The sequence below is a fragment of the Bombilactobacillus mellis genome (genome assembly GCF_000967245.1).
Taxonomy (GTDB): domain Bacteria; phylum Bacillota; class Bacilli; order Lactobacillales; family Lactobacillaceae; genus Bombilactobacillus; species Bombilactobacillus mellis.
Window position 1 is genome coordinate 689583 of record NZ_KQ033877.1, and the last position, 25018, is coordinate 714600.

27 protein-coding genes are annotated in these 25018 nt (G+C 38.1%); 24 read left to right on the top strand and 3 right to left on the bottom strand.

The genetic code is table 11. The annotated features are described in order from the left end of the window. The first annotated feature begins 1 nt into the window (after nucleotide 1). From rsgA to JG29_RS03420, 3 genes are read left to right on the top strand one after another with little or no spacing between them, the layout of a single operon-like run. The gene (gene rsgA / locus JG29_RS03410; protein ID WP_045922492.1) at nucleotides 2-898 is read left to right on the top strand and encodes a ribosome small subunit-dependent GTPase A; all 897 of its coding nucleotides are present in this window, start codon (nucleotides 2-4) and stop codon (nucleotides 896-898) included. Beyond that, the gene (rpe, locus tag JG29_RS03415) at nucleotides 895-1566 is read left to right on the top strand and encodes a ribulose-phosphate 3-epimerase (RefSeq protein WP_045922493.1); all 672 of its coding nucleotides are present in this window, start codon (nucleotides 895-897) and stop codon (nucleotides 1564-1566) included. The genes rsgA and rpe overlap by 4 nt, the downstream gene beginning before the upstream one ends. Further along, nucleotides 1553-2191 carry a thiamine diphosphokinase gene (locus JG29_RS03420; protein ID WP_045922494.1) on the top strand — a complete coding sequence of 213 codons (639 nt, stop codon included), beginning with the start codon at nucleotides 1553-1555 and terminating at the stop codon, nucleotides 2189-2191. The genes rpe and JG29_RS03420 overlap by 14 nt, the downstream gene beginning before the upstream one ends. A 101-nt stretch (nucleotides 2192-2292) precedes the next feature. Here the strand turns inward: JG29_RS03420 and rpmB are convergent, their stop codons facing one another. Continuing rightward, a complete protein-coding gene (rpmB, locus tag JG29_RS03425; protein ID WP_045922495.1) occupies nucleotides 2293-2478 on the bottom strand; it encodes a 50S ribosomal protein L28 in 186 nt (61 codons plus the stop codon). A gap of 184 nt (nucleotides 2479-2662) precedes the next feature. Between rpmB and JG29_RS03430 the strand changes: the two genes are divergently transcribed. From JG29_RS03430 to rplS, 15 genes are all read left to right on the top strand, one after another. Then, nucleotides 2663-3028, top strand: a complete 366-nt coding sequence (locus JG29_RS03430) for an Asp23/Gls24 family envelope stress response protein (protein ID WP_045922496.1) — start codon at nucleotides 2663-2665, stop codon at nucleotides 3026-3028. A 16-nt stretch (nucleotides 3029-3044) separates the two neighbouring features. Beyond that, nucleotides 3045-4709 (top strand): DAK2 domain-containing protein, encoded by a 1665-nt coding sequence (locus JG29_RS03435; RefSeq protein WP_045922497.1) that lies wholly within the window; start codon nucleotides 3045-3047, stop codon nucleotides 4707-4709. A gap of 98 nt (nucleotides 4710-4807) precedes the next feature. Beyond that, nucleotides 4808-6871: an ATP-dependent DNA helicase RecG gene (gene recG / locus JG29_RS03440; RefSeq protein WP_282432004.1), complete on the top strand. Its 2064-nt coding sequence runs from the start codon at nucleotides 4808-4810 to the stop codon at nucleotides 6869-6871. 15 nt (nucleotides 6872-6886) lie between these two features. After that, on the top strand, nucleotides 6887-7888 hold the full coding sequence (plsX, locus tag JG29_RS03445; protein ID WP_045922499.1) for a phosphate acyltransferase PlsX: 1002 nt from the start codon (nucleotides 6887-6889) through the stop codon (nucleotides 7886-7888). 24 nt (nucleotides 7889-7912) lie between these two features. After that, nucleotides 7913-8164 (top strand): acyl carrier protein, encoded by a 252-nt coding sequence (acpP, locus tag JG29_RS03450; protein WP_045922500.1) that lies wholly within the window; start codon nucleotides 7913-7915, stop codon nucleotides 8162-8164. 56 nt (nucleotides 8165-8220) lie between these two features. Continuing rightward, nucleotides 8221-8946: a ribonuclease III gene (gene rnc / locus JG29_RS03455; RefSeq protein WP_045922501.1), complete on the top strand. Its 726-nt coding sequence runs from the start codon at nucleotides 8221-8223 to the stop codon at nucleotides 8944-8946. A 116-nt stretch (nucleotides 8947-9062) separates the two neighbouring features. Next, nucleotides 9063-12599, top strand: coding sequence for a chromosome segregation protein SMC (gene smc, locus JG29_RS03460; protein WP_045922502.1), 3537 nt, complete (start codon nucleotides 9063-9065; stop codon nucleotides 12597-12599). A gap of 20 nt (nucleotides 12600-12619) precedes the next feature. Further along, nucleotides 12620-13870: a signal recognition particle-docking protein FtsY gene (gene ftsY / locus JG29_RS03465; RefSeq protein ID WP_045922503.1), complete on the top strand. Its 1251-nt coding sequence runs from the start codon at nucleotides 12620-12622 to the stop codon at nucleotides 13868-13870. A 2-nt stretch (nucleotides 13871-13872) separates the two neighbouring features. Continuing rightward, nucleotides 13873-14214, top strand: coding sequence for a putative DNA-binding protein (locus JG29_RS03470; protein WP_045922504.1), 342 nt, complete (start codon nucleotides 13873-13875; stop codon nucleotides 14212-14214). Between the two features lie 11 nt (nucleotides 14215-14225). Next, nucleotides 14226-15662, top strand: a complete 1437-nt coding sequence (gene ffh / locus JG29_RS03475; RefSeq protein WP_045922505.1) for a signal recognition particle protein — start codon at nucleotides 14226-14228, stop codon at nucleotides 15660-15662. A gap of 81 nt (nucleotides 15663-15743) precedes the next feature. After that, on the top strand, nucleotides 15744-16025 hold the full coding sequence (rpsP, locus tag JG29_RS03480; RefSeq protein WP_045922506.1) for a 30S ribosomal protein S16: 282 nt from the start codon (nucleotides 15744-15746) through the stop codon (nucleotides 16023-16025). A 13-nt stretch (nucleotides 16026-16038) separates the two neighbouring features. After that, nucleotides 16039-16290 carry a KH domain-containing protein gene (locus JG29_RS03485; protein WP_045922507.1) on the top strand — a complete coding sequence of 84 codons (252 nt, stop codon included), beginning with the start codon at nucleotides 16039-16041 and terminating at the stop codon, nucleotides 16288-16290. Nucleotides 16291-16428: 138 nt separating this feature from the next. Beyond that, on the top strand, nucleotides 16429-16953 hold the full coding sequence (gene rimM, locus JG29_RS03490) for a ribosome maturation factor RimM (protein WP_045922508.1): 525 nt from the start codon (nucleotides 16429-16431) through the stop codon (nucleotides 16951-16953). Next, on the top strand, nucleotides 16943-17677 hold the full coding sequence (gene trmD / locus JG29_RS03495; RefSeq protein WP_045922509.1) for a tRNA (guanosine(37)-N1)-methyltransferase TrmD: 735 nt from the start codon (nucleotides 16943-16945) through the stop codon (nucleotides 17675-17677). Before rimM ends, trmD begins: the two co-directional genes overlap by 11 nt. A 111-nt stretch (nucleotides 17678-17788) precedes the next feature. After that, complete coding sequence (gene rplS, locus JG29_RS03500) at nucleotides 17789-18148, top strand: 50S ribosomal protein L19 (protein WP_045922510.1); 360 nt, start codon at nucleotides 17789-17791, stop codon at nucleotides 18146-18148. 109 nt (nucleotides 18149-18257) lie between these two features. Here the strand turns inward: rplS and lexA are convergent, their stop codons facing one another. Further along, nucleotides 18258-18884: a transcriptional repressor LexA gene (lexA, locus tag JG29_RS03505; RefSeq protein ID WP_045922511.1), complete on the bottom strand. Its 627-nt coding sequence runs from the start codon at nucleotides 18882-18884 to the stop codon at nucleotides 18258-18260. 88 nt (nucleotides 18885-18972) lie between these two features. Here lexA and JG29_RS03510 point away from each other — a divergent pair, with 88 nt between their 5' ends. The 4 genes from JG29_RS03510 (at nucleotide 18973) to JG29_RS03525 (ending at nucleotide 23163) form a co-directional block, all read left to right on the top strand. Continuing rightward, nucleotides 18973-19233, top strand: coding sequence for a DUF896 domain-containing protein (locus JG29_RS03510; protein ID WP_045922512.1), 261 nt, complete (start codon nucleotides 18973-18975; stop codon nucleotides 19231-19233). 64 nt (nucleotides 19234-19297) lie between these two features. Continuing rightward, nucleotides 19298-19513 (top strand): YneF family protein, encoded by a 216-nt coding sequence (locus tag JG29_RS03515; RefSeq protein ID WP_045922513.1) that lies wholly within the window; start codon nucleotides 19298-19300, stop codon nucleotides 19511-19513. 109 nt (nucleotides 19514-19622) lie between these two features. Then, nucleotides 19623-21356, top strand: coding sequence for an ABC transporter ATP-binding protein (locus tag JG29_RS03520; RefSeq protein WP_045922514.1), 1734 nt, complete (start codon nucleotides 19623-19625; stop codon nucleotides 21354-21356). 28 nt (nucleotides 21357-21384) lie between these two features. Next, nucleotides 21385-23163 (top strand): ABC transporter ATP-binding protein, encoded by a 1779-nt coding sequence (locus tag JG29_RS03525; protein ID WP_045922515.1) that lies wholly within the window; start codon nucleotides 21385-21387, stop codon nucleotides 23161-23163. 59 nt (nucleotides 23164-23222) lie between these two features. On the opposite strand, the gene JG29_RS03530 is transcribed toward JG29_RS03525, so the two are convergent. Further along, the gene (locus tag JG29_RS03530; protein ID WP_045922516.1) at nucleotides 23223-23855 is read right to left on the bottom strand and encodes a lysophospholipid acyltransferase family protein; all 633 of its coding nucleotides are present in this window, start codon (nucleotides 23853-23855) and stop codon (nucleotides 23223-23225) included. A gap of 57 nt (nucleotides 23856-23912) precedes the next feature. On the opposite strand from JG29_RS03530, the gene JG29_RS03535 reads away from it, so the two are divergent. Both JG29_RS03535 and JG29_RS03540 read left to right on the top strand, forming a co-directional pair. Next, nucleotides 23913-24635, top strand: a complete 723-nt coding sequence (locus JG29_RS03535) for a tRNA1(Val) (adenine(37)-N6)-methyltransferase (RefSeq protein ID WP_045922517.1) — start codon at nucleotides 23913-23915, stop codon at nucleotides 24633-24635. Next, nucleotides 24628-24888, top strand: coding sequence for a GIY-YIG nuclease family protein (locus JG29_RS03540; RefSeq protein WP_045922518.1), 261 nt, complete (start codon nucleotides 24628-24630; stop codon nucleotides 24886-24888). Before JG29_RS03535 ends, JG29_RS03540 begins: the two co-directional genes overlap by 8 nt. Nucleotides 24889-25018 lie beyond the last annotated feature (130 nt).

The following is a 25018-nucleotide window of genomic DNA, read 5'->3' on the forward strand; positions in this document are numbered from 1 at the left end:
AATGCAAACAGGAAAAATAATTAAATCTAACAGCGGCTTTTATGATGTCCAATTAGCTAATCAAAAGATAATTCGCACCCGCGCCCGGGGTAATTTTCGTCATCAAAAAATTAAACCGATAGTTGGTGATTGGGTAGAATGTGACCAGGGTTATCTGTTACGGATTAAACCGCGTAAAAATGAAATAGTGCGTCCCCTCATTGCCAATGTGGACCAGGCCTTAATAGTTATGGCTGCAATCCAGCCGTCTTTTTCCTCTAATTTATTAGATCGATTTTTAGTGATTTTGGAATCTCAAAGCATTGCACCGCTAATTTATCTTAGTAAAATGGATCTGTTAGACGCAAAGTGCAGCACGGAACTAAAACAACAACTACATTATTATTCGCAGATCGGTTATCCGGTTTTTTTATCGGAACAACTTAATAATCCGCTAAAGCTCAAACAAGCTTTAGCCCAGCGCGAAACAGTTTTGGCAGGGCAGACTGGAGCAGGAAAATCAACTTTATTAAACCATTTAATCCCAAATTTAAATTTAGCAACCAACAGCATTTCTAATAGTTTGAATCGCGGCAAGCATACCACCCGCTTAGTAACTTTATATCCGTTTCAACAGGGGTTAATTGCTGATACCCCAGGTTTTTCGTCTTTGACTTTACAAGCAATTACCCGCGAACAATTGCCGCAGTTATTTCCGGAATTTAACAAGTTGAGTCTTCACTGTAAATATCGCAGTTGTGTTCATTTAAATGAACCTGATTGTGCAGTAAAACAAGCAGTGGCTGCTGGCAAAATTTTACCGAGCCGTTATCAGAACTATCAGCAATTTCAAGCAGAAATTGCGCAAAAACGACCAGTTTATTCGAAAAATAACAAAAGGAGTAACTCAAATAAATGACAAATAAATTATTAATTGCACCTTCAATTTTAAGTGCTGATTTTCTCAATTTGCAGCATGAGGTGCAAGTAGCTACTGAAGCGGGGGCAGATTATTTTCATATTGACCTAATGGATGGTGTTTTTGTCCCGCATTTAACTTTTGGCCCCGATATTATTCAAGCTTTGCGCTCGGTGACCGCAGTACCTTTAGATGCTCATTTGATGGTGGATCATCCCGAAAACTATGTACAAAGTGTAGTTCAAGCTGGAGCTAATCTAGTTAATATTCATGTTGAAAGTACTCCTCATATTTACCGTTTGGTACAGCAGGTGCAGGAATTGGGTGCCCAAGCGGGCGTAGTTATCAATCCTGGTACTAGTGTATCGGCAATTGAAGCAGTTCTACCTATCGTGGATAACATTTTGGTAATGACAGTTAATCCCGGTTTTGGGGGCCAGAAATTTATTGCGGCAACGTTGTTCAAGATTCAGCAATTGGCCCGCTTGAAGCAAAAAAATAATTATCATTATAGTATTGAAGTTGATGGTGGCATCAATGAACAGACGATCCAGCAATGTCAGGCGGCCGGGGCTAATATTTTTGTTGCGGGGTCATATGTTTTTGGCCATGATATTTCCCAAAGAATTACTAATTTAAAACAGGCGATTATTCATGAAAAAAGTTAATTTACTACTCGGAGGAACAGGTGCTAATCTCCCTGATTTGTCAAAAGTTGAAGGACCTTGGATTGGGGTGGATCATGGAACAATAACGTTGCTATCTTTAGGCATCACTCCTTTAATTAGTGTCGGCGATTTTGATTCTTTATCTGCATCAGAACGCCAGCAAATGGAAGCACAAGTGGCTGATATTCGTTACTCCAATCCGATTAAAGATTATACGGATTCACAAATGGGGCTTCAAATAGCCCTCCAAGATTTAGCGGCAACCAGAGTTGATCTTTACGGCGCCACAGGCGGGCGTCTGGATCATGAACTGATTAATATCTTTTTGCCGTTGGATTTGAAGTCAGTAGCAGATATTGCTAAAATTCATTTAATTGATCGGCAAAATGTAATTGATTATTTTGTGCCTGGAAGCTATGAGCTTCAACATATAGCGGCGATGAAATACTTGGGTTTCTTTAATCTGACACCGGTAAAACAGTTAGTCATTGCTGATGCCAAGTATCCGCTAGCGCCCACTGATTTCAAGCGCCCGGTTTGCTTGGCCAGTAATGAATTTATTCATTCTACGGTTAATTTTTCTTTTCAAAGTGGAATTATGGCAGCCATTCAAAGTCGTGATTAGTAAAATAAAAGAGCAAGTCATCAGTCCGCTTTGTTTTCGGAATTTATCTTGTTATTAAAAAGGCAGCTAACTGCAGTTAGCCGCCTTTTATTTTTAATTATTTAGACACGTGTCACTTTACCAGATTTTAAAGCTCTGGCGGAAACCCAAACTCTTTTAGGTTTGCCATCAACCAGAATCCGTACCTTTTGTAAATTAGCTTTCCAAGAGCGCCGTGATGAATTCAAAGCATGGGAACGCTTATTACCAAAGCGAGTTCTGCGTCCAGTGATAATATCTTTTGCCATGGGACAAAACCTCCTTGTCCGCCATAAAATTTCTTTTGATGAACACTTAAATATGTTAACATCTACATTAAGAGAAAGCAAGCAGAAATAAAGTAAATTTACTTGACAGTTTTTCGCTGCTTTCGCCATTAAATATGCTATGATAAAATCTGAGTATGATATGTAAAGAATCGGGGTGTTATTTTTGGCAGTATCTATTAAGACAAAATATGGTAATATTGAAATTTCTAATGAAGTAATTGCGTCGGTAGTGGGATGTGCGGCCACGGATATTTACGGGATTGTTGGAATGGCCAGCAAAAACCAAATCCGTGATGGCTTTAATGATATTTTGAAACGCGAGAATTACGCTAAAGGTGTTGTTGTCCGCCAAACCGAAACTGGGACGGTTGTTGATGTTTATATTATTGTTGGATACGGCGTCAAAATTTCTGAAGTTTGCCGCAATGTGCAAAGTAAAGTAAAGTATAGTCTGGAAACTCTCCTTGGTGCACCTACTGCTCATGTCAATGTCTACGTGCAAGGTGTTAAAATTTTAGAGGAAGATTAATTGGAGGAAAACCCAGTTGTCAATTAAATTAATTACTAATACTGAATTCAAAGATATGATTCGGATGGGTTCACACCGTCTGGGGCAAAATGCCAAATTTGTGAATTCTTTAAATGTTTTTCCAGTGCCTGATGGTGACACGGGAACTAATATGAATTTAACTTTTCAATCCGGCTACCAGGCAGTTAATGAATCAACTGCTACTGGAGTGGGTGAGTTAGCCCAAGCTTTAGCCAAAGGCTTATTAATGGGAGCTCGCGGGAATTCGGGAGTAATAACTTCGCAGATTTTCCGGGGCTTTGGTAAAAGTATTGTACAGTTGGAAACTTTAACTGCGCAGGATTTTGCGCAAGCTTTAACTGCTGGAGTGCAGACAGCTTATAAAGCCGTGATGAAACCAGTGGAAGGTACAATTTTGACAGTGGCTAAAGGTGCCAGCCAAGCGGCAATGAGGGTAGCCGAAACTGATGACGATTTGACTGAAGTAATGCGGGCTGCTGTCAGTGGTGCTAAAAAAGCCTTAGCCTCGACTCCGGATTTACTGCCTGTTTTAAAAGAAGTGGGCGTTGTTGATTCTGGCGGTCAAGGTTTAGTTTTTATTTATGAAGGCTTTTTAAAAGCTTTAGGTGGTAATTTAGAAGAGGGTAATCAATTTCAGCCCGATGAAAATGAAATGGATGAAATGTTAAATGCTGTGCATCATCAAGCTGTCCAAAATCAATTTAGTAATGATGATATTCAAAATGGTTTTTGTACAGAGATGATGGTGACTTTAGGTCAAGATGCAACGACTTCAGATACTTTTAATTATGATGACTTTCGCAATTATCTTGATCAAATTGGGGATTCTCTGCTAGTTGTAGCTGATGATGAAGTAGTTAAAGTCCATGTTCATACGCAACATCCTCAAAAAGTGTTTACTTATGGCCGCCGCTATGGAGCTTTAGCTAAAATAAAGATCGATAATATGCGTATTCAGCACGAAACGATTGTTGAAGAACAACCGCAGAGTGCACAACCGCAGATTGATTACGGCATCATTGCTGTAGCTTCCGGAGCTGGTCTGGAGAAATTATTTAAAAGCTTAGGCGTGACTACAATTATCAGTGGGGGCCAAACTATGAATCCTTCCACACAAGATATTGTTGAGGCCATTGAAAAAAGTAATGCTCAGCGTGTTTTAGTGTTGCCAAATAACGGAAATATTGTGATGGCGGCTAAACAAGCGCAACAGCTAGTAAAAGTGCCGACGGCTATTATCCCCAGCAAATCTATTGCCCAAGGTATGACGGCATTACTATCTTTTGATATGACCGCTGATTTAAATCAGAATCAAGAAAACATGACAGCAGCTTTAGAGACGGTGAAGAGTGGTCAAATAACTACTGCTATCAGAGATAGTGAAATTGGCACTCTTAAAATTACCAAGGGTGACCTGATTGGTTTAGTTGATGGTGACATTGTTGTCAGTGGCCAAGACGTAGTGCAAGTTAGTCAAGATTTAGTAGCAAAAATGGTTGATAGCGATAGTGAAGTTGTCACCATTCTAGTCGGTGCAGATGGAAATGAAAGCCAGGCACAGCAGATTTCTGAGCAAATTGCAGCGACTTTTCCAGATTTGGAAACAGAAATCCATGCCGGAGATCAACCAATTTATCCTTATTTGATTGCGGTAGAATAAAATAGTATGTATTGAAAAGAGCTTTTTCAAAACTCTGTATTTTTATATTAGAAGGCTGGGATGGTTTTATTGTCGCAGCCTTTTTTATAGTACGAAAAATAAAAGCAAACTTTTCATTAAAGCAGGTTAAAAATATGTCAGATTTATTTAAGTCCGTTAGTTATTTGTCAGGTGTAGGGATTAAAACGCAACAGGCTTTAGCTGACTTAGGAATTGTCACTATTCAAGATTTATTATATTATTTTCCCTTACGTTACGAAGATCTCTTATTGAAATCGGTAAATGAAGCACATGATCAAGAAAAAATTGTCATCGCTGGTGTCGTAGCCAGTAATCCTGTCTTGCGCCGTTTTGGTTATAAAAAGACTTTACTGATTGTCCGTTTATTATTAGATAATGAGACGATTCCGGTTACCTTTTTTAATCAGCCCTGGTTACAGGATAAATTTATTGTGGGTCAAGAAACTCTAGTTTATGGTCGGTGGAATGAGGCCAAACGTTCACTTGTAGGAATGAAAATTCTCTCCGCAACTGCTCTAACAAAGACCAGTTTGGAGGCTGTTTATCCCACTAATAAAAAAATTCATCAAAAAACTTTAATTAAGCTAATCAAACAGGCAGTTACTAAATATGCTGATCAAGCGTTAGAGACTTTTGATGATCCTTTACGCCAAAAATATCACTTATTAAAAGAAGCTCAAATTATCCGCGGTATGCATTTTCCACAAAATATCGCCGAGGCTAAAGCTGCGCGCCGCAGCGCTAAGTTTCGTGAATTATTTTTGTATCAGGCCCGCTTAGCGCAATTAAAACAAAAAAATGCCCAGCAAACTAACGGAATTAGTGAATTATATAATCAAGCCTATGTCCAACAATTTATCCAACAATTCGATTTTACTTTGACGACAGCGCAAAAACGTGTTTTAAAAGAAATTTTAGATGATATGAAAGCAAAGTCAACTATGAATCGTTTGTTACAAGGTGATGTGGGCAGCGGCAAAACGGCTGTAGCGGCAATTGCAATGTTTGCTGCTGTGACTGCAGGTTTTCAAGCCGCTTTAATGGTACCGACAGAAATTTTGGCGCGACAGCATTATTTAAAATTAAAACCGTTATTTGACAGTTTTCAATTAACAACGACTTTATTGACCAGTTCTTTAACGCCCCTGCAACGGAGGCAGGAACTTTCCAAAATCAGCCAGGGCCGCTATAATATCATTATTGGCACTCAAGCCTTGTTTCAAGCTGATGTTTTGTACCAACATTTGGGGTTGGTCGTGATTGATGAACAGCATCGCTTTGGAGTAGAGCAAAGACGGGCGCTCAGACAAAAGGGACAGCAGCCTGATGTTTTGTTAATGACAGCTACCCCGATACCACGAACTTTGGCTATTACCTATTATGGTGAAATGGATTTATCGGTAATTGATGAATTACCAGCCGGCCGCAAAGATGTGGCTACTTATTGGCTGCGTTTTAATAAATTAGATCAAGTACGGCATTTTTTACAGATACAATTATCAAAAAATGCCCAAGTTTTTGTAGTTACGCCTTTGATTAGTGAATCTGATAAAATGAATTTGTATAATGCGGAAGATATCTATCAGCACCTGCAAAAAGAATTCTCTAATTATCGGATAGCATTATTATATGGTCAGATGGATTCTGAAGAAAAGCAAACTATAATGCAGGATTTTCAAAATCAAAAAATTGATATTTTAGTAGCAACGACAGTTGTAGAAGTTGGAGTGGATATACCTAATGCCAGAGTGATGATTGTTTATAATGCTGATCATTTTGGTTTATCCCAATTACATCAATTACGCGGTCGTGTGGGTCGAGGTCAGCAACAATCATATTGTATTTTGCTGGCAGATCCCCATAATAAAACTGCCATTGAACGTTTACGGGTTATGACTCAAACCAATGATGGGTTCCAATTAGCTCAAAAGGATCTACAATTACGCGGTGCGGGCGATTTGTTTGGCAGTAAACAGTCTGGAATGCCCAATTTTAAACTAGCCGATCCGTTAGCTGATGAGCAGATGCTTTTTTGGGCACATCAAGAAGTGCAACAATTATTTGCAGCCGATCCGCAGCTCAAAAAGCACTATCCATTAAAAATGTATTTAAAATCCCAATCCCAAACCAGTTTAGATTAATTATGAGGTAAAAAGATGAGAATAGCAATTGACACTATGGGCGGTGATCAGGCACCGCAAGTCGTTATTCAAGGAGTAGAACAAGCCCGTGATCAATTTCAGGATTTAGAATTTCTTTTATTTGGTGATGAAAAACAAATAAAAAAATATCTCCAGAATTCTGAACGTGTGACCATTGTCCCTACCCAAAGCGTTATTTTAGGAACAGATGAGCCTTTAAAGGCTATTCGGCATAAAAAGGATTCTTCCATGGTAATGGCAGCTCAAGCTGTCAAGGCCGGACAGGCAGATGCTTTGTTTTCTTTAGGTAATTCCGGAGCCTTATTAGCAGCCGGCATTTTTATTATTGGTCGTTTAAAAAATATTATGCGCCCAGCATTGATGCCTACTTTACCAGCGATGAATTCCAAGCAGGGATTTAGTTTTTTAGATGCCGGTGCTAATGCGGAAGTTAAAATAAATTATCTCAAGCAATGGGCCGTAATGGGCTTTTTTTATGCGCGTGAAGTGAAAGAAATTGCTCACCCCCGGGTAGGACTTTTAAATAATGGTACTGAATATGATAAAGGAGATAGTTTGCATAAAGAGGCTTATCAAGCTTTAAGCAAACTACCGGATATTAATTTTATCGGTAATGTAGAGGCCACCAATTTATTAGAGGGTGTAGCAGACGTTGTAATAACGGATGGTTTTACCGGAAATGCTACTTTAAAAGCAATTGAGGGTACGGCAAAAACCATCATGTCGCAATTAAAAAAAGCTTTGTTGAATAATGGTTTGCGGCCAAAAGTGGGCGCCCTTTTGGCCAAGCCGGCCTTAGCTAGTATTAAAACCACTTTTGACGTAGCCGCATATGGTGGTGCCGTTTTAATGGGGGTTAAAGCACCCGTAGTTAAAGCTCATGGTGCGGCTGATGCACGGACGGTATATTATGCTTTAGTTCAACTAAGAATGATGTATAATAAGGGAATGCTGCAACAAGTAATCGAGTATTTTGATCAGCAACCAAAAAAGTAATAATTATTAATGGAGATGAACTCAATGAGTGAACAAGAAGTTTTTGCTAAAATTGCTAGTTTATTAAGTGAAAGATTTGATATTGATCAAGACCAAATTACCATGGAGACGAATTTTCAAGAGGATCTACAAGCAGATTCCATTGATATGGTGGAATTTGAATTAGAATTAGAAGACGATTTTGGTGAAGAAATTCCCGATGAAGAAGCTGCTAAAATTAAGACCGTTGGTCAAGCAGTCACTTACATTACTGAAAATCAAAAACAAGCTCATTAACAAAAGTTGTTTGGGGTTTGAAGATGCCACGGATGCATCTTCAGAAGGGATTAATCGTGATTGATCAAGAATTAGTTAATTTACTCAGGAAAAAATATCAGATCGTTTTTAATGATTTAAGTTTGTTGCAAGCAGCTTTAACACATTCTTCTTATGCTAATGAACATCGAGAATTGCACTTGTCGGATTATGAACGTTTAGAATTTTTGGGCGATGCGGTTTTGGAATTAAATGTTTCTGAATATATTTATAAAAAATTTCCACATTTATCAGAAGGCCAATTAACAAAATTACGGGCCGATATTGTCTGCACAGCCAGTTTTTCGCAATTTTCGCGCGAGGTAGGCTTTCCCCCCTATATTAAATTAGGTAATGGAGAAGAAAAAGCCGGAGCTCGTAATCGTAATACTTTATTGGAAGATGTTTTTGAAGCTTTTAATGGTGCTTTATATCTTGATCAAGGCAACCAAGCGGTGGAAAAATTTTTACGACAGACAGTTTATAATCATATTGATGCCGGTGAATTTAGTGATGAAAATGATTTTAAAACTGAATTACAGGAAGAATTGCAAACTCAAGGTGATGTTGACATTGACTATCTAGTAGTTAGTCAATCAGCAAGTGAAGAAAATCCTTCTTTTACAGTTCAGTTAATAGTCAATGGTATTCAGCTTACTACTGGTACAGGTCACAGTAAAAAAGCTGCTGAACAACAGGCAGCCCAACGCCAGCTTTTAAAAATCCATCATGATAAGTATCAGAATCCTGCAACTAAAAGCTAAATAATTGAAATTGTTTATTTTAGTTATTTTCAGTAAAACTCCTTTAAAATGATTGTAAAATTTATTAGGAATTAAAAGTACAAGTTTTTTCGATCTATAGAAACAAGAGGTATATTTTGGCGTTAAAATCATTGAAAATTAGCGGCTTTAAATCTTTTGCAGATCCAGTTACGATAGAATTTGATCAAAAAATTACGGGGATCGTAGGTCCTAATGGCAGTGGTAAAAGTAACTTAACGGAGGCTTTACGTTGGGTTATGGGAGAACAATCTCCTAAAAGCTTGCGCGGCGGAAAAATGGAAGATATTATTTTTGCTGGCAGTGAAAAGCGCGCTCCCTTAGATCGAGCCGAAGTAATTTTAAAGTTTGATAATCATAATCGCCAATTAAATATAGAAACTGACGAAGTCGAAATTAGGCGTCGTCTTTTTCGTGGCGGTGAAAGTGAGTGTTTGTTAAATAATAAAAAAGTCCGTTTAAAAGATATTGTGGATCTCTTTTTGGATTCAGGGTTAGGCCGGGATTCATTTTCAATTATTTCTCAAGGAAACGTAGAAAGAATTTTTAATAGTAAGCCCAGTGATCGCCGTTTTATTATTGAAGAACCGGCAGGCGTATCTGGTTTTAAATTAAAAAAGCACCAAGCTCAGCAGCAACTCCAGCAAACAGATAACAATTTGCAGCGTATTAATGATATTGTACAGGAATTGGAGCATCAAATAAGTCCTTTAAAGCACCAAGCCCAAGTTGCTCAGAGTTATCAAAAACAAAAACGTGAAGCTGATGAGCTCAAGCAACTCATTTTGGCTTTTGAGATTAAGCAACTTAATGAACAAAAAGAAAAATGGTCCATTAAACAACAAGCAACTAACAAGCACTTGGCAATTCTTGAGCAGCGTCTGGCTGCAGCTAAAACTAAAGCTAACAATCAGCAAACCTTGGACCAACAATTAACGAGTGAAATTGATCATAAACAACAACAAATTATCAATTTTAGCCGTCAATTAGAATCTTTGCGGGGCCAGCAGGCACTTGTTCAAGAACGGCTTAATTTTAATGCTGCCAATTGTGCCAACTTGCAACAACAGAAAACGGCTAATCAGCAAAAGTATCAGAAATTCCAAAATGATTTTCAGCAACAACGGCAAAATGAACGCCACTTGAACCAACAGCTGCAGCAATTACAAGCGCAAATTGCCCAGCTTCAGACTGCTGTGCCTCAAGATCGACAAACACTGGATCAAAAAATCACCCAGTTGCAGGCACATTATGTAGCAATGGTTCAACAGCAGACTGCTTTATATAATCAGGAAAAATATCTAAAACAACAAAACTCTCAAATTAAACAGCAATTACAAGAGACTAATACCCAGTTATTAACCCAAAATCAGCAATTAAAAAAGACCGAAACTCACCGGCAAGATTTAACTCAGCAGTACCAGCAATTACAGCACACCCAAAAGTCTTTGTTAGTGAATAAAAAGGCCACTGAACAAAAATACCAGCAATTACAGGTTCGCTATGATTCTAAACGCCGGCACTATAATCAAAAATTACAGCACTGGCAACAGCAACGAACGGAATTGACTTCTTTAAATAAAATTGTGCAGCAGCACCAAGGCTATTACCAAGGAGTGCGGGTGATTTTGAAACAAAAAGAAGCTTTGCCGGGAATCATTGGGGCCGTTGCTGAATTAATTACAGTACCGCCACGTTTACAAGTAGCACTGCAGGCTGCTGTGGGTTCACAATTACAAGCAATTGTTACGCAAAATCAAACAGCGGCCCGCAAGGCCATTACCTTTTTACGGCAGCAGAAGGCAGGACGAGCGACTTTTTTACCTTTGAATGTTATGAAATCTCGAAAAATTGCCGCTGCCGACTTGCAAGGCTTAAATACGCAAAAGTATTTTATTGGCATTGCCAGTGATTTAATCAATTATGATCCCAGTCTAACTGCGGTGATGGAAAATGTGTTCGGCAGATTATTAATTGTAACTGATATTGAAGCAGCTATTGGGGCCGGTAAAATTATTAGGCATCGCTTTTTGATTGTTACTTTAAAAGGTGATCTAATTAATCCCGGAGGTTCGATGACCGGCGGACAAATAAAAAATGGTCTGAATTTACTAGCACAAAAAAATCAGGTGCGCAGTTTAGAACAAGAAGTGCAACAAGCACAACTCAAGCTGCAACAACAACGCCAAGATATGCAACACCAACAAGAACAAATAGCCCAAACCTCAGAGCTCTTAGCCCGTTATCAACGGCAATTGCGACCTTTGGCGCAACGTTTACAAAAAATTAAGAGCGACCTGTTATTGGAGCAGCAACAACAAACTAATCAACAGCAGCAGGTAAAGGAGAGCTCAACAAAAGTTGAGCAGTTAAAATTGCAGTTAGATCCAATTCAACAGCAGCAACTAACAGTAAAACAAAAAATACAAACACTGACAATGCAAATAACTCAACAGCAGCAGGAAATTAATCAAAAGCAGGTTTTAATCAAAGATTTTGCTGCTCAAAAGCAGGGAGTAGAGGAGCGCTTACAACAACAGCAGACCGAACTAGTAGTTTTGCAAAATGATATGCACAATCAACGCCGACAACAACATCAACTGCAAAATGAAATTCAGGACTTGCAAGAACAAAAAGTGCAACTTGACAAGCAATTGCAAAAACTGAAGCAGGAGCAACAGGATTTGACCGCTTCTAGTCAAGATCAGGATCAGCAAATTGCATTTCAAGTGCAGCAGTTACAAAGTTTGGAAAGTAAGCTCCAAGAAAAGAAAACCACTCGGCAACAACTTAGTCAGCAAATTCAACAAGTACAGCAACAAGTAACAGCATTATTTGCCTTACAGAAAAAATGGACTGCCGCACAAGAAAATAATGTTGTTCAAGTAACTACTATTACGAATCAAATTAAACAAAAATTAACAATATTAGAGCAGCAATATCGTATTTCTTTTGAAGCCGCTTATCAAAAAATTTTTCCTAATTGGTCTTTAGACCAGGCTCAGCAGCGGGCTCACCTTTTGCAACAGCAAATTACGGCCTTAGGGCCAATTAATTTAAATTCGATCACTGACTATGCGCAGCTGCAAAAGCGCTATAAGTTTTTGACCCAGCAGCAAGATGACTTAATCCAAGCTCGGCAACAGTTACAAAAAACTATTACCGAGATGGATCAAGAAGTAGCCCAGCGTTTTGCCAAAATGTTTAAACAAGTGGCCCACGCTTTTGCTGAAATTTTCCCCCAAATGTTTGGTGGTGGTCATGCTCAGTTGATTCTGGACAATCCGCAAGATATACTTACAACAGGAATTGAAATTATTGCTCAACCGCCAGGGAAGAAATTACAACGTCTGAGTTTGTTATCCGGAGGAGAAAGAGCCCTTACAGCGATTACGCTGCTTTTCTCAGTTTTAAAAGTTCATCCGGTAGCTTTTTGTATTCTGGATGAAGTAGAGGCATCCTTGGATGATGCCAATGTCAGCCGCTTTGCTGATTATTTGAAAAAGTACGATCAAAAAACGCAATTTATCGTCATTACTCATCGCAAAGGAACGATGATGCACGCTAATCGACTTTATGGCATCACGATGCAGGAGTCTGGTGTTTCACTGATTGTTAGTGTGCAATTAAAATAATACAGAAATGAGGTTTGTTTATGGGATTATTTAATATTTTTAAGAAAAAAAAGCCCACTGAGACCGCGGAAACTGAAGTTGATCCCGCCCAAAAAGAAACTGCTGCTGCTTCGAATTCAGAACCAGATTCTTCAACAGTAAATACCGAAAAAGCACCCGGTAAAACATCAAATGATGAACAAGAAGCTCCTGCCAGCCAGCCAGCTGAGGTTTCTGATTCATCAGATGCAACAACTGGTGAGCCCAGTGAAAAACAACAACCGGCAGAACCCATTGCGGCTTCGGTCACAAGTACACCAGAGCAGGACTCAAAACCGGCAACAGCGGCAGAGCAACAGCAAGATTATGACCAGGGATTAGAGAAAACGCGCCATAGTTTCCGGGATAAATTCAATGCCTTTATGGCCAATTTTCGTAGTGTTGATGAGGATTTTTTTGATGATTTGGAAGATTTATTAATTCAATCTGATGTTGGCTATAATATGGCCTTAAAAATTTCGGATGCTTTGCGGGCCGAAGTGCGTTTGCAAAATGCCAAATCCAAAAAAGAAGTCTCACAAGTAATTGTTAATAAAATGGCGGAATTATACCAGCAGGATGCTCAGGGGCATAATTTTCAACTGAATTTGGATAAGGAGCGTTTGCTTAATGTTATTTTATTTGTGGGAGTTAATGGAGCTGGGAAAACTACTACTATTGGCAAACTAGCGGCCCAATTCAAAGCTCAAGGACAAAAAGTACTGTTAGCAGCCGGTGATACGTTTCGGGCGGGGGCTATTGAACAGCTGCAAGCTTGGGGCCAACAAGTAGGAGTCGAAACAGTGGCCGGCTCAGAAGGTTCCGATCCAGCGGCAGTAGTTTATGAAGCATTGCAAAAAGCACAACAGCAGCAGTTTGATGTTTTATTAGTTGATACTGCTGGTCGTTTACAAAATAATACGAATTTAATGAAAGAATTAGAAAAAATAAAACGTATAATTACTAAACAGATACCCGATGCTCCCCATGAAGTGCTGTTAGTAATCGACGCGACTACAGGCCAAAATGCTTTAAGTCAAGCCAAGCAATTTGAAAAAGCTACGCAAGTGACCGGAATTGTTTTGACCAAACTGGATGGTTCAGCTCAAGGTGGAATAGTGTTGGCAATTAATGATGAGTTGCATATTCCGGTGAAATTAGTCGGTTTGGGAGAACAGGTGCAAGATTTACAAATTTTTGATCCGCAAAAATTTGCAACAGGCTTATTTAGTGACTTATTAGTGGATGAATGATTATGGCAGAAACTATTGAAAAAACTACCCAAATTAATATGCTGTATGATTTTTATCAACCATTGTTAACGGCTAAACAGGATTTATATATGCGTTTGTATTATGGCGATGATTACTCTTTAGGTGAAATAGCTCAGTTGCAGCATGTAAGTCGGCAGGCCGTTTATGATAATTTACAACGTACTGTCAAGACTTTACAGCGTTATGAGCAGCAGCTTCACTTATATCAATATTTTCGACAACGCAGTCAATTATTACAAAATTTACAAAAACAAATAGCCCAAAAATACGCTACTGACGGCGACCTAAAAGCAGTAGTAGAAGAATTAATGAAGCTGGAATAGGAGAAAAGAAAATGGCCTTTGAAGGATTAAGCGAACGATTGCAAAAAACTTTTTCTAAATTACGGGGTAAAGGTAAAATCACCGAAAGTGACGTCCGGGAAATGATGCGCGAAGTCCGGCTGGCATTACTGGAAGCGGATGTCAATTTTGATGTCACAAAAAACTTCATTAAAACTGTACGTGAACGGGCAGTAGGCAGCGAAGTCTTAGATAGTTTAACCCCGGCACAGCAGGTTATTAAGATTGTTGACGAAGAATTAACCAAAATTATGGGGTCGCAGGCTGTTTTATTAAATAAAGCTGCTAAAATTCCGACAGTTATTATGATGGTGGGCTTGCAAGGTGCCGGCAAAACTACTTCCGCGGGTAAATTAGTGCGTTATTTAAAAGAACAGTCTCAAGCACGCCCTTTATTAATAGCCGCCGATGTTTATCGGCCCGCGGCCATTGAGCAATTGCAAACAATTGGTCAGCAATTGGCTGTTCCGGTTTATGAAGAAGGAACTGCAGCCGATCCCGTAGAAATTGTCAAAAATGGTTTGCAGCAAGCTCAGGATGCTAAAAATGATTATGTTTTAATTGATACGGCCGGCCGACTGGAAATTGATGAGCAGTTGATGGATGAATTAAGTCGGATTAAAGAAGTAGCTCAACCGACAGAAATACTATTAGTAGTCGATTCTATGACCGGTCAAGCCGCTACACATGTGGCCGAAGGCTTTAATAAGCAGTTGGATATAACCGGAGTAGTTTTAACCAAATTAGATGGTGACACCCGAGGCGGAGCAGCACTATCGATTCGGGCAGTAACCGGCAAGCCGATAAAATTTATTGGTTCCGGAGAAAAATTAGACGCTTTGGAAGTTTTTCATCCTGATCGCATGGCTAATCGAATTTTGGGTATGGGCGATATGATGACCCTGATTGAAAAGGCCGAAAAGGATTATGATGAGAAACAAGCGGCTGAACTAACCCGCAAAATGCAGGAAAATACTTTTGACTTCAATGATTTTGTTGATCAATTGGAGCAAGTACAAAAAATGGGGCCGATGGATGAAATCATGAAGATGATCCCGGGGATGGCCAATAACCCGGCTTTGCAAAATGCTAATATGGATCCCCAAGATTTAGAACACCTGAAAGCCATTGTTTACTCAATGACGCCGCAGGAGCGTCAAAATCCGGACTTATTAAATCCGTCTCGCAGAAAGCGTCTGGCTAGTGGTTCCGGCCGTCCTTTACCTGAAGTTAATCGAATGATTAAGCAATTTAAACAAATGCAGACGATGATGCAAAAAATGACTAAAGGAAACTTTAACGCAATGGAGCAAATGATGGGGAATGGTTTCCAAGGCAAATTAGGTAAAATGGCCATGGGTTCTATGGTCCGGCACAATAAAAAGCGGAAAAAGAAGCGGCTCAAAAAGGTTAAAAGATTTAAATCATAGATGTAAAGAAAAAAAGCTTTACAGTTATAAAAAAATTAAGTATAATGATTGGCGTTAAGAAATTATTTGGAGGAATTAATTATGGCAGTTAAAATTCGGATGCGGCGCATGGGAAGTAAAAAGCGTCCTTTCTATCGGATAGTAGTAGCAGATTCTCGTTCACCACGTGATGGTCGTTTTATTCAAGAAATTGGTCATTATAACCCATTACGCAAGGAACAATTTAAATTAGATGAAGCAGCAGCTTTAGATTGGTTGCAAAAAGGTGCACAACCTTCTGATACTGTAAGAAATTTATTGTCTAAAAAAGGTGTTATGCAAAAATTTCACGAAGCTAAATTAGCAGCTAAAAAAGCTAAATAATGCAGGCTGTGAAATGAAAACTGATATCCAAGAACTTATTAAAGCAATTATCTTGCCCTTAGCAGAAGATAAAGAGCAATTTTCTCTGGTAACTAAAGAACAAGATGATTGTTTAGTTTACGATGTGCATGTGAGTACCAAAGATGCTGGTCGTATTATTGGGAAACAGGGAAGAGTAGCACAGGCAATTAGGACTATTGTTTATTCACAAAATCATGATAATACGAAAAGAATTAAATTAAATATTGTCCCGGAAGAAGGGTAATATTATTTATTTTACGGGTATTATTCTGGCAGTTGCTGAATAAGGTTAGTTTTCCTAATGATTTAAGGGTAGAGCGAGCAGTTTGGTTCTACCCTTTAACTATATCTTCTTAATTTAAGGAATGATGAAGGTAAAGTGATGACAGGACTAGATTATGTCCGTATTGGACAAATTATTAATACTCACGGTAATCATGGCGAATTAAAAATTAAAGCCGTGACTGATTTTTTGACAGAACGGTTTGCTCCTGACAAAAAGGTATGGATTAAAATGCCCGATCAGTATTTACCTTTTACAGTTGAGAAAATTCGCTCTCAACGGCAATTTTGGCTTTTAAAATTAGTAGAAATCAATGATTTAAATCAAGCACAGATCTACAAGAATTGTGATATTTATGCAGATACTAGTTCAATGCCTGCATTAGAACCAGGACAATATTTTTATAAAGATATTATGGGAATTACCGTTCAGGATCAAAAGCTTGGTGTTTTAGGACAAGTAGTTGATATTATGAATCTTGGACCTAATGATGTTTGGACAATTCGTGATCACCAAGGTAAAGAAATTTTAATTCCCATCTTAAAATCGACGTTAATAGCTGTGGACTTGCCGAATCATGTGGCTACTGTGGCTTTACCGGAAGGATTAATTGATGAAAATTGATATATTGACGCTGTTTCCCAAGATGTTTACACCTTTAGAGGAGTCCTTACTGGGAAAAGCTCAGGCGAAACAATTACTAAAAATAAATATCTGTGATTTTAGAAAATATTCCCAAGATAAACATCATCATGTTGACGATACGCCTTATGGTGGAGGTGCGGGAATGTTACTAAAACCGCAGCCGATCTATCGCGCCATGGATGAAATTAATGCTGCTGATTCTCAAAAAAAGCGGGTAATCTTGCTGGATCCCGCAGGTAAACAATTTAATCAAAAAATAGCGCAGAATTTGGCCACTGAAGATCATTTAGTTTTCATTTGTGGACATTATGAAGGTTTTGATGCGCGGATTGACAATTTAGTGACTGATCATTTGTCTATCGGTGATTTTATTATTACTGGCGGAGAAATGGCAGCTATGATTATGATAGATGCTTTAGCCCGTTTTGTGCCTGGGGTTTTAGGTAATGATGATTCGGCTTATTCGGATTCTTTTAGTGATGGATTATTGGAGTATCCCCAATATACGCGACCAGCAGAATATCGAGGAATGGCAGTTCCGGAGATTCTTTTAAGTGGGAATCATCAAAAAATAGCGCAGTGGCGCCATCAACAGTCCCTCTTAAAAACGGCCCAACTACGTCCGGATCTCTTAAAGACAGCCCAATTAACTGCTGAAGATCAAAATTTTCTGGCCAACTGGAAAGCAGCACACAAGATGTAACTTTACAAATATATAAAATGTGTTAAGATGTAATTTGTGTGTTTACACAATACAACGATATTCCGCTGTAATGTTTAGATTTACATGAGTATCAGTAAAGGAGAAGTTATTATGAGTAGTAAAAGTCCCTTAATTGATCAAGTAACACAATCACAATTACGTGACGATATTCCTGATTTTAGAGCTGGAGATACTGTGCGGGTTTACGCTAAGGTTGTTGAAGGTAATCGTGAACGGATCCAGCTTTTTGAAGGCGTGGTAATTAGACGTCGTGGTACAGGTATCAGTGCGACTTATACTGTACGTAAAATTAGCAGCGGCGTAGGAGTTGAAAGAACTTTCCCGTTGCATTCACCGCGAGTAGCCAAAATTGAAGTAGTACGTCATGGTCGTGTACGCCGTTCGAAGTTGTATTACTTACGTTCCTTACGTGGGAAAGCAGCTCGAATTGCAGAAAAGCGGCGTAAATAATTATTTGTTAAAGTTTGCAAAATGCAAAAAAGCACTTCGCTATCAGGAAGTGCTTTTTATTATAAAATTAAGATATTAATTAACGATGTTGAAAGTTGATAATTCGTATTTAGAAGATATGGGTCCGATAAAGCCCCACAACTTTACCCAAAATATTCACTTCAGTTAAGATAATAGGCTGAAATTCATCATTTTCCGGCTGGAGACGAACATGGTCTTTTTCTTGATAAAATCTTTTACAGGTGGCTTCATTAGCCGCATTCATGGCAATTACAATTTCGCCATTTTCCGCAGTACTTTGCTGGCGGACAATAACCTGATCGCCATCCAGAATTCCCGCGTTAATCATACTATGTCCCTTAATTGTTAACATAAACAATTTACCATCAGTATATTGTAAATCCGGCGGTAAAGGGAAAAAGTCAGTGGCGTTTTGTTGAATGGCTAAAATTGGTTCTCCTGCAGTAACAGTTCCTAAAATAGGTATTTGATTTTGTTGAATATTCAGTGCTTCTAAGCCGGTATTAGTGATCTCTAAAGCTCGCGGTTTAGTAGGGCTGCGTTGTAAAAAACCGTGTTTTTGCAACCGCGATAAGTAACCATGAACTGTTGAAGTTGAAGCCAAGCCGACTTCTTCACAAATTTCACGGACAGTAGGAGGATAACCATAGCCTTGAACATAATTATAAATACACTGTAAAATGTCTTTTTGTTTAGAACTAATTATTTGACCCATTATTCTACTCCTAGTATCTTTACTATAGAATACCATATCTGTTAATTAGTTTCAAACATACGTTCGTAATTATTAAGGAGAATAATTAGTGGTAGAACTAAATGAAAATAAACGTCAAGCCGAATTAATTCAAAGAATTAATGAATTGGCCCATAAGCAAAAAAAAGTAGGATTAAATAGGGAAGAAAAGCAGGAACAAGCCGCTTTGCGGCAAGAATATTTGGCTAATTTTCGCCAGGGTTTTAAAGCACAGCTTCTGCATACTAAACTGTACAATCCTCAGGGGCAGGAAATTACCCCTGCCAAAATACGTAAAATTCAAAAAAATAAGGGTTGGCGGTCAAATTAACTTTGCTAATCCTCTAAAAATCTTATAAACTATAATGAGTATATATATTGAAGGTGGAGTGAAAATGGCTATTACAATTACTGTAGGTATTGTGATGTTAATTATTGGACTAATTGGTGGTTTCTTTGGAGCACGAGCGTATATGAAACACTATTTGCAGGAAAATCCACCAATTTCAGCTGATATGATGCGACAGATGATGGCACAGATGGGACAAAAACCTTCGCAAAAGAAATTGAACCAAATGATGCAATTAATGAAAAATCAAGCGAAGAAATAATAATAGTCACCAGAGTGAAAAGTAGCTGTTGCTGCTTTTTTTATTATGTCATTTACAATTAAATAAAAACTTTCAACAGAGCATATAAAAACTCTAAAGGAGGCGGAAGATGGGGATCTTTAAAAAATTAAGTTGGTTCTTTAAAAAACAAAAGCGGCGTTATCTCATTGGGATAATCTTTTTATTATTAACTGCTCTGACTAATTTAATTATTCCGCGAACAATTGGTCAATTTGCTGATTGGGTTAATCAAAAACAGTTGACACAAATGCATGTTTTGGTAGCGTTAACAATACTGCTGGCGGCCGGTTTGGGCCAATATCTTTTTCGCTACGGTTGGCGTAATCAGATCTGGGGCGGAGCGGCCGATTTGGAAAAGAAATTACGCAGCCAGCTGTTTTGGCATTATTTAAATATGGATGAAATGTTTTTTAAACGTCACCGAATTGGCGACTTGATGGCACTTTCTACTAATGATATTTCTGCTGTGCAAAACGTAGCCGGCGTAGGTATTTTAACTTTAGCCGATTCTGTTATTACTGGCGGCATGACTATTGTAGCTATGATCTTATTTGTAGATTGGAAATTAACAGTTGTTGCTATATTACCTCTGCCTTTATTAGCGGTAATGGCATATTTTTTAGGAAAAAAGTTACACGATCGTTTTTCACAATCACAGGCGGCCTTTTCTCAATTAAGCAATAAGACTCAGGAAAGTATGACCGGGATTAAGGTTATTAAAACTTTTGGTCAAGAAAGCGAAGACATTGCTGATTTCAATCGGCTGGTTGATCGGACAATTTCTTTAAACCGTAAAGTTAACCTGATAGACGCCATGTTTGATCCCTTGACAGGTTTTATTATTGGTTTGACCTTTGTCATCACGATTTTGTCAGGCTCACATCTGGTCATTAATCATGTAATTACTATTGGGCAATTGATTTCTTTTGTAGGTTATATAAATGCTTTAATCTGGCCCATGTTTGCTATTGGACGTTTATTTAACGTCTTGGAGCGGGGAAATGCTAGTTATGATCGAATTCAAAATATTTTACAGGAAAAATCTTTAATTACTGAAAGTAAGCAGGGATTAACTGAACTAAATCGCGGAGAATTGCATTTTAAGGTTCAATCTTTTACTTATCCTGACGGTGAACAACCTGTATTAAAGAATGTTCATTTTGAATTAACCCCCGGTAAAACTCTGGGTATTGTAGGTCGGGTCGGAGCAGGTAAAAGTACAATTATCAAATTAATTTTACGACGTTTTGATGATTATCAAGGCCTGATTACCATCGATGGTCATGATATCCACGATTATTCTTTAGATACCCTCTTATCCAATATTGGTTATGTTCCGCAAAATAGTTTTTTATTTTCCACTTCCGTTAAAAATAATATTCGTTTTTCCGATTACAGTAGTAATGACGCCTTAGTTCGACAGGCAGCCCAAGAAGGTGTGATTGACGAAGATATTCAACATTTAAGTCAAGGATATCAAACCCTAGTTGGTGAACGCGGGATTTCTTTATCTGGGGGCCAAAAGCAACGGGTTTCCATTGCCCGGGCACTTTTAAGTTCTCCCAAAATCTTGATTTTAGATGATTCTACTTCTGCTGTTGATGCCAAAACTGAAGTCGAAATTAATCAAAATATGCAACGTTTTAGTAATGCACAGCAATCGAGGATCATTATTACGCAAAGATTACGCAGTGTAATGAAAGCTGATGAAATTTTGGTTTTAGAAGCGGGCCAAGTAATTCAAAGAGGGACCCATCAACAATTGTTACAAACTCCCGGCTGGTATCAACAGATGTGGCAACGGCAACAAATGAATTATTAAGTACGCAATTTTCAGAAAGAAGGTTACTATGGCAGCATATAATAATTATCGCAGTATTCCCACTAAGCAACAATTTAAAATTGTACACCGGCTTTTAAAGATTGCGGCTAAATATTGGCCTTCCTTTATCATTTCGATTCTGGCAGTGATAGTCCAATCAACAATGAATATTTTGTTACCGCGCTTTTTACAATATTATATGGATCATTTTTTAACACGAACCACTTTAGCTGAGAAAGTAATTTTATTTAGTGCGGTTATCTATTTAGTCGGAGTAATTATTCGTAGTTTCGGGCAGTTTTTTACCACTTTTGCTTTTAATATGGGTAGCGAGTATATGTTAGAGGACTTACGCCGTTCATTATTTGCTAAGCTGCATCAATTAGGAATGAGTTACTTTGATCGTACTTCTGCAGGCTCCATTGTTTCAAGAGTCAATAACGATACAATGTCATTATCGGATTTTATGCAAGTGTTTCTATCAGGCTTGGTTGGAATATTTTCGATTCTATCTGCGCTGATTGCGATGTGGTTGACGGACCAAGCAGCAGCTCTGGCTGTGTTATTATTTTTACCATTGTTAATCCTGTCAATTTGGGTTTATAACAAGTATAGTTCCAGCGCTTATCGCTACATGCGGCAAAAACTCAGTGAAATTAATACGCGGATTAGCGAGACTATTCAAGGAATAGATATTATTCAAAATTTCCGGCAACAAAAAAGAATCCAACAAGAATTTGAACATACTAATCATGAATATTTACAATCAAGGCGTTCAATGATTAAAATCAATTCTTTATTGCTGTCGCCCATTGTTAATCTTCTCTATACTTTGGCGCTCATTGCAGCCATGTATATATTAGGTTGGCATGCACATATCGGTTTTGTTCAAGCCGGAATGATTTATGCTTTTACAACTTATATAAGTCAGTTTTTTAATCCGATTACAAATATGATGGATACTTTATCCTTCTTTCAAGATGGTGTTGTGGCCGGTTCACGTTCTTTTCATATTTTAGATAGTAAAGAATATGGCCCTCAACAAAAATCTGACGCCAAAGGTAAGATTTCTGCCGGAGCGATTGAATTTCGTCATGTCAGTTTTGCTTATCCTGATGGTCCGGAAGTCTTACATGATGTGAGTTTTAAAGTGAATCCGGGGGAAAGTTTAGGAATCGTGGGCCACACTGGCAGTGGTAAAAGTACCATGATTAATATCTTATTGCGCTTTTATGAATTTCAAAAAGGAGAAATTCTCATCGATGGTCAGGATATACGGAAGCTGCCGGTTTCCGAAATTCGGCAAAAAATTGGCCTAGTATTACAAGATTCTTATTTATTTTATGGTGATATTAATTTTAATATTCGCTTATATGATCAAAATATTAGTGACGAACAAATTCAGGCGGCAGCCAAGTTAGTTCATGCTGATGATTTTATTCAAAAATTACCACAGCAATATCATACCCGAGTAACACCTGGCGGTAACGGCTTGTCTGCTGGACAAAAACAATTAATTTCTTTTGCGCGGACCATTGTTCATCAACCCTCGATTCTGGTTTTGGATGAAGCTACGGCAAGTATTGATACGCAAACAGAGGATTTAATTCAAACTGGTCTGGATCAAATGCAACAAGGTCGGACAACCGTCGCGATTGCCCACCGGCTTTCCACGATTAAAAACTCCACGAATATCTTAGTTTTGGATAATGGTCAAGTTGTTGAATATGGTAATCACAAAGATTTATTGAAGCAAAAAGGTTATTATTATGAATTGTATCGGCTGCAAGAAAAAGATACTTTCTAATAATTATCGTAGTTAAAATTATAAAAAAAGTATCCTTAACCAAAGTCGGGGATACTTTTTTATTTGTTTTTGTGTTTTAAAGGAACATAGTGGAAATTTGGATCAATGGAGTAGTCAATTTGCTGCCAGGCTTGCTGTATTTGTTGATTGACTTTTTCAATATGCTGTTCATCTACTTTCATTTTCGAATCAATTACGATTGGCTGTCCGAATTTAATTACAGCCCGACGTCGTTTTAAAAAGTCGCTAAAACGCAGAGGCCCCTGATAAACAACAGGAACTAATGGCTTTTTTGCTAATTTAGCAATTAAAACTGCACCACCTTTTAATTTTCCGGAGAATCTTGTTCCGGAAGGAAACATAATTAAACTCAGATTACGCGCGGTTAAGTCGCGAACCGGAATTTTGATAGCAGATAAACCGGGATGTTGGCGGTCAACAGAAAAAGCGTTGGCATGATGCAAAATAAAGCGTAAAATAGGATTTTTAAATAGCTCTTTTTTAGCCATAAAGGCACAAGGCAGCGGGCTGACCGCTAAAGCAAATAAAATTGGCTCCCACCAAGTGCGGTGTGGTGCTACCATAATAAAAGATTCATTATGCGGCAGGTTTTCTTTACCTTGAAAATGAGTATTACCATTAATCAAGGCAACAATTACCCGCACAACATGTACCATAAACTTATAAAACATTAAATCAACCTCATTTTGTAATTTGCAAATATTATATCAAAGATAGGATGAGAACCAATGACGAAAACTTTAGACCAAGTTCCGGGATTTGCGATTGATATTTTTCAAGATACCAAATTATTCCGCAGTTCTATTGACTCCGTCCTACTGGCTAATTGGGTTTATTTAAAACCTCAAGATCAGTTAGTAGATTTATGCAGCGGCTGTGGCATTATTGGTTTAAGCTTAGCGCAAAAATTTCAAGTTACAACCACACTTTTAGAAATTCAAGAAGCGTTAGCAAATTTGGCACAAGAATCAATTAATTATAACCATTTAGAAGACAAAGTCAAATTGATCAATAGTAATATCAATCACACTTTAGATTATTTAGATCATGATAGTATTGATGTGATTACCTGCAATCCGCCATATTTTTCCACTAAATCACAGTCCAAATTGGGTCAATCATCTTCACAAAATATTGCACGCCACGAACTTTATTTCAGTCAAAAATTGTTAGGGCAAGTAGCGCAAAGTCTTTTGAAAGATAACGGTAGTTTATATTTAGTTTATCGGCCGGATCGATTATTAGAATTAAGTCAAGTTTTACAAGCTTATCATTTGCCTATTAAAGAACTGTTATTTATCCGTCCGCATCAAAATGATTTAGCCAATTTAGTTCTAATCAAATGTCGAAAAACCCGAAGAATTAATGGTTTGAAAGTATGGCCTGAATTAGTTTTATACCAAGCCGATGGCACTTATACTCAACAATTGGGGGATTTTATTAATGGATAAAAGTCAGACCTATTCTGTTTATATTGTTCACTGTGCCGATGACACTTATTATACCGGAATTTCTAATAAAGTTGCGGCACGGGTGCGGGCTCATAATGCGGGTCAAGGGGCCAAATATACGAGAAGTCGGCGACCAGTTCAACTGGTTTATCAGGAATTAGTGGGTGATCGTTCGCAAGCTTCCAAACGGGAATGGGAAATCAAACACTATTCTCGCCAACAAAAAATGCAACTATTTACGCACAAGTCTTGATTAATATTATCAATTACAGTAAAATCTTTAATGGCATTAAATACACACGTTAATTTTAGTCGATGCGGGTGCATTTAGAAGTATCTAAATGTGGCATGGATAGTAGATTAACGGCGGAAAAAACCAATGG